This is a genomic window from Shewanella sp. Sh95, from assembly GCF_001308045.1.
Taxonomy (GTDB): Bacteria; Pseudomonadota; Gammaproteobacteria; order Enterobacterales; family Shewanellaceae; genus Shewanella; species Shewanella xiamenensis.
Genome location: NZ_LGYY01000071.1, coordinates 1 through 8667 on the forward strand (window position 1 = coordinate 1; position 8667 = coordinate 8667).

An 8667-nucleotide genomic window follows, 5' to 3' on the forward strand; every position below is an offset into this window, starting at 1 on the left:
TCAATCAGTGCCTTAGAGGCCAGCATCAAGCTGTTTAATCGTTTTAGGTGAAGTTCTGGGCAGTATTGGTGTAAAGAATGTTGTAGGATATTGGCTTCGCGCATCTTGTTGTCCAAGTGTAGTTTTTGGCGAAACCATTTGATCATGCAACAAGATGCGCTTCCACCCTAATTTGATGATTTATTTGTAAATCATCAGGGGATTCTTCAGGGCTTAGCCTTAATGGGTGAGTGGGATGTCATGTACCAAGGAAAGCGTCGCTCTTCAGCTGAGGTACGTAAAGAGCTTGGATTGAAAAAATATCAGCCATTTGGGATGGATGGTATTTCAATTCTCTCAAATAGTAATGTAGCTGAAGCACAATCGGTTACGGCAGTGAAAAAAGTGGAGCATCTGCTCGATCTATCATCTGTGATAATTGCGTCTAGTTTAGAAGCGTTAAATGGTAACGTGTCTCCTTTTCTATGGCATACAGTCGATACAAAAGGGTGGCCACAGGGACATGAAGCGGCAGAATCTATTTTATCTCATTTAAAAGGTTCATATCTTTGGAGTGTTGATGCTAAGCGAAATTTACAGGACCCGTTAAGTTTTCGATCATCAGGTCAAATCTTAGCAGCAGCGAAAGAAGAATTACGCCAAGCAAAAGAGTTACTCAATACCGCAATCAACCATACGACAGATAATCCAATAGTGCATACAGATGCAAGAGATGATTTATGGTACAGCAATAGCGATTATGTTAATGGTTTACGGGTTGGTGGAAAAAATGTTTTTGTAAACTCAGGTTCTAATTTTGATAATACCCAGCTAGCAGTGCAGTTGGAGTCTTTGAGTCGTGCGCTTGCTCAAGTGATTCATATTTCAGCCTGGCGTACAACCCAATTAGATGACGGTCACCGTACAAAATTAACAACATACTTAATTTCTAAGGAAAATGTTGGTGGTGATGGTTTTGCTAATATTGCACAGTCAATGTCCGGTCTTTATGCTGAAGCAATGTCTCTGACCAATAGTGCTGCAATTTATGGCGTACCAACATCTGTTGGTATTGAGGAAACTTTTAGTAACGTCAATTTAATTGCAAATCGCTTAGATAAAATTGCAGATATTGCTTATGAAATTTACTCTTATGAGGTGTTGCATACCACACAAGGTATGGATATCAGAACAAAAGAATATAGCCAAAAAATGGGAAATGGTACGAGTGAATTTCTTCATGAATACCGTAAATATGTTCCATTTGTATCTAAAGATAGAATTTACACTCCTGATATAAATAACGGTGTTAAATTTTTAAAAACCTACAGTACAAGATAATTTTTGTTACTTTCTAAATGATGGTTGTCGTGCAAGGCATTTTATATATGCTTTGCACGCTATAAGTCGACCTAGTATAACTATTTCATTTTTCCATGAATAATATAATTCTTTCAGTTTAATGTCTTTTGGAGTAATTGATGAATATTAAGTTATTATGTAAGTTTATTTCTGTAATTGTTGGATTGTCTGCGTTTAGTATTTATGCGGATACGCCAGATGAAGGAATTAAATTTGGCGGTTCGGTTAGAGCGATCTATGCTTATAGAGATTATGACCAAGCTTCAAAAGATAAAGGGGGGGATTTTTATTTTGATGTTGCAACTTTAACGTTAAATGGAAAAATAGGGGACTGGGGGATATCTGCAGATTATAGACTGTCATCAAAAACGAATTTCATTAAACATGGTTATGGTTTCTATGATGTAAATGATGATCTGCAAGTTCAAGTTGGTATTAATAAGGTTCCTTTTGGTAATCGAGAGTTAATATCAAATAGTTGGTGGTTTGGTTTGCCATATTACTTAGGGTTTGAAGATGACTCTGACGTAGGTGTTAAAGTGGTTTATGAAAACCAAGGTTGGCATACAGATGTAGCCTTTTATAAAAGTGCTGAGTATGGTGCGACCGAGAACAAGCGTTATTCGACCGATTTGTATACCGGTACCATCAATGGCACTGAGTATCACAATGAAGAGACTAACCAGTTAAACGTGCGACAAACTTATACAACAGAATACGAAGGCGGCTCGACTACCTTTGGTGGCTCTGTGCAGTATGGCCAAATCTACAACAGCGAGACGGGCAACAATGGCGATCGCTATGCTGTAGCATTGCATTTAGACAGCAGCTACAAAGGCTGGAATTTACAAATGCAAGCCATGCAATATGAATACGATGCTGCAGATGCTATCGACTCTAATAAAATTGGCGTGTCAGTAGTAAGCTGGCAGTATGAAATTGCTTCTAAGGGCCAAGCCTATAACATCAACATTGCCAAAACCGTGAACACAGATTGGGGTAGCATTAAGTTCTACAACGACTTTGGTTTAATGACGCCAGATGTTGATGATGATAGTTACGATAACAGTATGCAAAACGTCACTGGTATGGCGATTTCTGCAGGTCCTACCTACACAATGATCGACTTTATTATGGGTAAAAATATGACCTTCTCTACCGCCAATAATGATCACATAGGTTTACCTGAAGTGGGTGATGATTGGGATAAAAGAGTTAATATAAACTTTGGCTTCTATTTTTAGTGGTAGATCTAGTTCACCATATTTTGATATTTGTTACTTTTGACACGTGTTGTGATATTTTTGTTGGGCAGAAGTAGGTTTTTGACTATATTGTCATTATTTTAAATCAAGGTTTTTAATCTATGATTAGCAGTGGCACTGTTCATGCTTTCTATTTTTCAGCAAAATATTCCAGCTTTTCACGGGCTGCGGAGATATTGGAGACAACGCAGCCTAATATAAGTGGACAAATAATAAAATTAGAAAAAGATCTTGATACAATACTATTTATTAGAAAGCAAGGCCGCGTTTCACTGTCTAAAGAAGGTGAGAAGCTGTATTTGGTTGCAGAAAAAATAGTCAATAGTTATAAAGAGTTTGATAGTGTTGTAGAATATTTTTTTGAAGAAGAACCAATAGTAATTGTTACTCAACCTAGGCTTTACACAAAGTATGTTGCACCTTATTTGACAGATGAGTTGATAAACAATAATTTATTTCATATTAAAACTGGCGAGTTGACAGCTATAAAAAGTTGGCTGGATAAGGAAGAAGCTGACATAGTGATTACTGAAGGGTTATTTGATAGTCATTCTAGATATATTAATGAGGGTGTTATTGATGTATTGAAGTTTAGTTGGGCTAAAAAAGTTAATGAACAGTTTGATATCCCCTGTCCAACACTCGTTCATTCAAAAGTCTGGGACCATTGGCATGATTTATCATCAGCTTTAAATCGAAACAAAGAGTTTAAGCGTAAGTTAATTATTGATACGCCAGATTTTGCTGAGCGTTTGATTGAGTCTGGTGTTGGTATTGGACTGCTACCGAACATTATGATTAGTAATAATGCTAATTTAGAAGTATGTCATGGTCCAACTAGAAACAATGTTCTTGGACCAATATGTCTTTATTCAAAAAAATATTCACAGCATAAAAATTTAAAGTCATTAGTTAATATGTTTAAAAAGGAATCAAGTGACAGCAAGTCGCTGATATAATGATAATATTTTTAGCCAATAAACTAAATCTTTAGTTTATTGGCAGCACTTCATGAGTGAACGGCATCTAATGCTTGTAGAGTAAATTGCAGAAGGCCTACCACTTTGTGTCACATATTCCGCAATAAATTGCAAACTAATAAAGGCCTAATATTACGGGAGACGAGTAACGGTAGACATTAGACGCTCGTTGGACAGTTGGGTTGTAATCGTATCACCAAGACTGATTTGACTTGCTGATGTGATAACTTCACCGTTTTTGTCAGTTGTGATGCTGTAGCCGCGACTTAAGGTGGCTAATGGGCTGACGGTTTCAAGCTGATGGGCGGCATATTTAATTCGCTGCTCGCTTTGATTGAGGGTATCTTGCATTGCGTCCTGCAAACGCGTTGCTAAATAGCTCAAACGATTGGCCTCAAGTGCGAGTTTATGTTTTGGTGATTGTTGCTCGAGGCGACTTGCCAGTTGCTGCTGACGGCGACTTAAGCCATGCAGTTTGTTAGAAAGTGCGGCTTCGAGCCGTAATTGCATCTCATCGAAACGCTGCTCAAATTGCTGTAAGGTGCGTTTAGGGTCTAAGCGTTGCAGTCTGTGCTCGAGCAAACTTAAGCGTCTCTCTTGCTTGAGTTGATAGTGGCTTGCGCTTTGTTTAAGGCGGGCAAGTACTGTGGCTAAACGTTGGCTTTTATTGTCACTGTCCTGTGAGAGCAGCTCTGCGCCTGCTGAGGGCGTGGGGGCACGCACATCGGCGACATAGTCGCTTATTGTGGTATCGACTTCATGGCCCACGGCACTCACGATGGGCAGTGCGCTGTTATAAATGGTATGGGCGAGCGCTTCGCTGTTAAAACACCATAAATCTTCTAACGAGCCACCGCCGCGGGTAAGTAGTAATACATCCACCTCAAGCCGTTGATTGGCGATATTTATCGCTTGGCAGATATTCATATCCGCATTTTCACCCTGTACTTGTGTCGGATAAATAATCACTTCAATCGATGGGTCACGGCGGGCAAGCACATGCAAGACATCACGGATCGCCGCGCCCGTGGGGGAGGTGATGACCCCGATGCGTTGAATATTTTTCGGTAACTGACGTTTAGTGTCGGCGGCAAATAATCCCTGCGCGGCGAGCTTCATTTTCAACGCTTCAAATTGCTGCGCGAGTAAACCATCCCCAGCGGGGAGCATTGATTCTATCAATAATTGATAGTCGCCCCGCGGCTCGTAAACGCTAATCGCACCTTTTACGATCACCTGCTGGCCATTCACGGGTTTAAAGCTCACGCTTTGGTTGCGCCCCTTAAACATGGCGCAGCGAATTTGTGAATAATGATCTTTAAGGGTTAAATACCAATGGCCTGAACTGGGGGCTGAAAAGTTGGAAATTTCCCCATTTAGCCAGATCTTACCCAGTTGCCCCTCAAGAATTTGTCTGACTTCACCATTGAGGCGTGAGACGGTATAAATATTATTTTTAGGGACTTGCATGTGTTTTCTCGCGCAAATGGGATTTTTTCACTATTTTCCATTTACCGCCCCCTAGATGCAAGGTATAATCCCGCCGCAATATTTCACCTCTAAAATCCTACTCAACTGGGGAGATGTTGCCTATGCTACGTTTAATTAAAGAAGCGCTAACTTTTGACGATGTGTTACTTGTTCCTGCGCATTCTACTGTACTCCCAAATACCGCCATTCTTAAAACTCGCCTGACCAATACCATTGAACTGAATATTCCGCTTGTGTCTGCCGCTATGGACACTGTGACCGAAGCGCGCCTTGCGATCGCCATGGCACAGGAAGGTGGCTTAGGTTTTATTCATAAAAACATGAGCATAGAAAAGCAGGCCGAAGAAGTTCGTAAAGTAAAAATTTACGAGGCAGGCGTAGTTCAACAACCTGTGACGGTAACACCTTCAACCACGCTGGCTGATTTAAAAGTACTGACCGCTAAGAATGGTTTTGCGGGTTACCCTGTGGTCAACGAAGCCAACGAATTGGTGGGTATTATCACTGGCCGTGACGTACGTTTCGTGACTGACTGGAGCAAAACTGTAGAAGAAGTGATGACGCCTAAAGCGCGTTTAGTCACGGTTGCCGAAGGCACTAAGTTAGATGAAGTGCAAAAATTAATGCACTCTCACCGTATCGAAAAAGTGTTAGTTGTTGATGATAACTTTAAGCTGAAAGGCTTAATCACAGTTAAAGACTTCGAGAAAGCCGAGCGTAAACCTAACGCCTGTAAAGATGAGTTAGGTCGTTTACGTGTGGGCGCCGCTGTGGGTGCGGGTGCGGGTAACGAAGAGCGTGTCGATGCGCTGGTGAAAGCCGGCGTTGACGTGCTGCTGATTGACTCTTCCCACGGCCACTCTGAAGGTGTACTTCAACGTATCCGTGAAACCCGCGCTAAATACCCAGATTTACAAATTATTGGTGGTAACGTGGCGACAGCTGAAGGCGCATTGGCCCTAGTTGAAGCCGGCGTTAACGCAGTTAAAGTCGGTATTGGCCCAGGTTCTATCTGTACCACACGTATCGTGACAGGTGTGGGCGTGCCACAAATTACTGCGGTTTCTGATGCGGCCGAAGCCGTAAAAGGATTAGGTATCCCTGTTATCGCCGACGGCGGTGTACGTTTCTCTGGCGACTTAGCCAAAGCGTTAGCGGCGGGTGCGTCATGCATTATGGCGGGCTCAATGTTCGCAGGTACTGATGAAGCGCCGGGTGAAACCGAGCTTTATCAAGGCCGCGCCTATAAGTCATATCGCGGTATGGGTTCACTAGGCGCCATGTCTCAAGGTTCTTCCGATCGTTATTTCCAATCTGACAATGCTGCCGATAAGCTTGTGCCAGAAGGCATTGAAGGCCGTGTACCTTACAAAGGTAAGTTGAAGGAAATCATCCATCAGCATATGGGTGGTTTACGTTCATGCATGGGCTTAACAGGCTGTGCCACTATCCAAGAGCTGAATGAAAAAGCCCAGTTTGTGAAAGTTACTTCAGCGGGCATGGGCGAGTCCCACGTGCACGATGTGACTATCACCAAAGAAGCGCCGAACTATCGTTCAGGTTCTTAAGCGTTTGTAATACCGGGGCGGCAGTTAGCCGCCCCGGTATTAAGATCCGTATGCCCTCAAGATTGCACCTCTCGTCTTGAGCTAAGTTAAAACAATAGATGAAATAAAGGTTATCCATGAGCGATATTCATGAGCATAAGATACTGATCCTCGATTTTGGATCTCAGTACACCCAACTGATTGCCCGTCGTATCCGTGAAATTGGTGTTTACTGTGAGTTATGGGCATGGGATGTGACAGAAGCCCAAATTCGTGAGTTTGCCCCGAACGGCATTATCCTCGCGGGCGGCCCAGAAAGCGTGACTGCGGATAACTCTCCCCGCGCACCTGAATATGTGTTCAATGCTGGCGTACCTGTTCTTGGTATTTGCTATGGCATGCAAACCATGTCTGAACAGCTTGGCGGTAAAGTGATCCAAGGCGTGGGTGAAGGCGAATTTGGTTATGCCCAAATTGAAATGCTTGCCGAATCTGCCCTGTTTAAAGGTATTGAAGATGCCGTTAGCAGCGATGGCAAGTCTCTGCTGGATGTATGGATGAGCCATGGCGATAAAGTGTCGGCGATCCCAGAAGGCTTTGTGGCCGTAGCTAAAACCGATACTTGCCCATTTGCGGCCATGTCTTGTGAGGAAAAACGTTTCTATGGCGTGCAGTTCCACCCTGAAGTAACCCATACCCGTCAAGGTATGCGTATGCTGTCGCACTTTGCCTTAGATATCTGTGGTTGTGCGGCCAACTGGAAACCTTCTTCAATCATCGAAGACGCTATCGAGCGCTTGAAAAAGCAAGTTGGCGATGATGAAGTGATTTTAGGCCTGTCTGGTGGTGTGGATTCATCTGTCGTGGCCATGCTGCTGCACCGCGCAATTGGTAAGAAGCTGACCTGCGTATTCGTCGATAACGGTCTATTGCGTTTGAACGAAGCCAAGCAAGTGATGGAAATGTTTGGCGACCACTTCGGTCTCAATATTGTCCATGTGGATGCGGAAAACCGCTTCCTTGACGCGCTGAAAGGCGAAGCCGATCCAGAAGCGAAACGTAAAATTATCGGCCGTGTATTCGTTGAAATTTTCGACGAAGAAGCCAAGAAATGCGTTAACGCGAAATGGTTAGCCCAAGGCACTATCTATCCAGACGTGATTGAATCTGCAGGTAGCGCAACTGGTAAAGCACACGTGATCAAATCGCACCATAACGTTGGCGGTTTGCCAGATGATATGGAGCTAGGTCTAGTTGAGCCACTGCGTGAACTCTTTAAAGACGAAGTGCGTAAGATTGGTCTCGAGTTAGGTCTGCCATACAACATGCTTTACCGCCACCCGTTCCCTGGCCCAGGCTTAGGCGTACGAGTACTTGGCGAAGTGAAGAAAGAATACTGTGATTTGCTGCGCCGCGCTGATGCGATTTTCATCGAAGAACTGCACAAAGCTGATCTTTATAACAAAGTCAGCCAAGCATTTACTGTGTTCTTACCGGTTCGCTCTGTGGGTGTGATGGGCGATGGCCGTAAATACGATTGGGTGGTGTCACTGCGCGCCGTTGAAACCATCGACTTTATGACCGCGCATTGGGCACATTTGCCATATGATTTCCTTGGCCGCGTATCAAACCGCATCATCAACGAAATCGACGGTATCTCCCGCGTGGTTTACGATATTTCAGGTAAGCCACCCGCAACCATCGAATGGGAATAATTGCTTGTCTTAATGGCATGATTAATTAACGAAAGGCGCCAAGTGCGCCTTTTTTATTTTTAGCCCAAAACCACCTACTTCAGTAGGTGGTTATCATCATTTGAGGCTTTGCCTGTATACCTACCCATGTTAAATGCATCTTTGATTTTTAGCGAAGTCAAAAGAGGCAAATAACATGAGTAGATACGAGCAAGCATCGCACTGAAGAATCCCCTGATGATTTACAAATAAATCATCAAATTAGGGTGGAAGCGCATCTTGTTGCATGATCAAATGGTTTCGCTAAAAACTACACTTGGACAACAAGATGCGCGAAGCCAATATCCTA

Annotated in this window: 6 protein-coding genes; 5 read left to right on the top strand and 1 reads right to left on the bottom strand. The window is 43.2% G+C overall.

Annotated elements, in window-relative coordinates; all coding sequences use genetic code 11:
• The first annotated feature begins 222 nt into the window (after positions 1-222).
• The 3 genes from AEA42_RS05340 (at position 223) to AEA42_RS05350 (ending at position 3565) form a co-directional block, all read left to right on the top strand.
• Entirely contained in the window at positions 223-1320 is a 1098-nt protein-coding gene (locus tag AEA42_RS05340) for an aromatic amino acid lyase (RefSeq protein WP_231640358.1), read from the top strand.
• A gap of 140 nt (positions 1321-1460) precedes the next feature.
• Positions 1461-2585 (top strand): hypothetical protein, encoded by a 1125-nt coding sequence (locus AEA42_RS05345; protein WP_156312305.1) that lies wholly within the window; start codon positions 1461-1463, stop codon positions 2583-2585.
• A gap of 122 nt (positions 2586-2707) precedes the next feature.
• Positions 2708-3565 carry a LysR family transcriptional regulator gene (locus AEA42_RS05350; protein WP_055647179.1) on the top strand — a complete coding sequence of 286 codons (858 nt, stop codon included), beginning with the start codon at positions 2708-2710 and terminating at the stop codon, positions 3563-3565.
• A gap of 153 nt (positions 3566-3718) precedes the next feature.
• Here the strand turns inward: AEA42_RS05350 and xseA are convergent, their stop codons facing one another.
• The gene (gene xseA, locus AEA42_RS05355) at positions 3719-5056 is read right to left on the bottom strand and encodes an exodeoxyribonuclease VII large subunit (protein ID WP_055647180.1); all 1338 of its coding nucleotides are present in this window, start codon (positions 5054-5056) and stop codon (positions 3719-3721) included.
• A 122-nt stretch (positions 5057-5178) separates the two neighbouring features.
• On the opposite strand from xseA, the gene guaB reads away from it, so the two are divergent.
• Together guaB and guaA are read left to right on the top strand one after the other, a co-directional pair.
• Positions 5179-6645 carry an IMP dehydrogenase gene (gene guaB / locus AEA42_RS05360; protein ID WP_055647181.1) on the top strand — a complete coding sequence of 489 codons (1467 nt, stop codon included), beginning with the start codon at positions 5179-5181 and terminating at the stop codon, positions 6643-6645.
• 116 nt (positions 6646-6761) lie between these two features.
• Positions 6762-8339 carry a glutamine-hydrolyzing GMP synthase gene (gene guaA, locus AEA42_RS05365; protein ID WP_037420668.1) on the top strand — a complete coding sequence of 526 codons (1578 nt, stop codon included), beginning with the start codon at positions 6762-6764 and terminating at the stop codon, positions 8337-8339.
• Positions 8340-8667 lie beyond the last annotated feature (328 nt).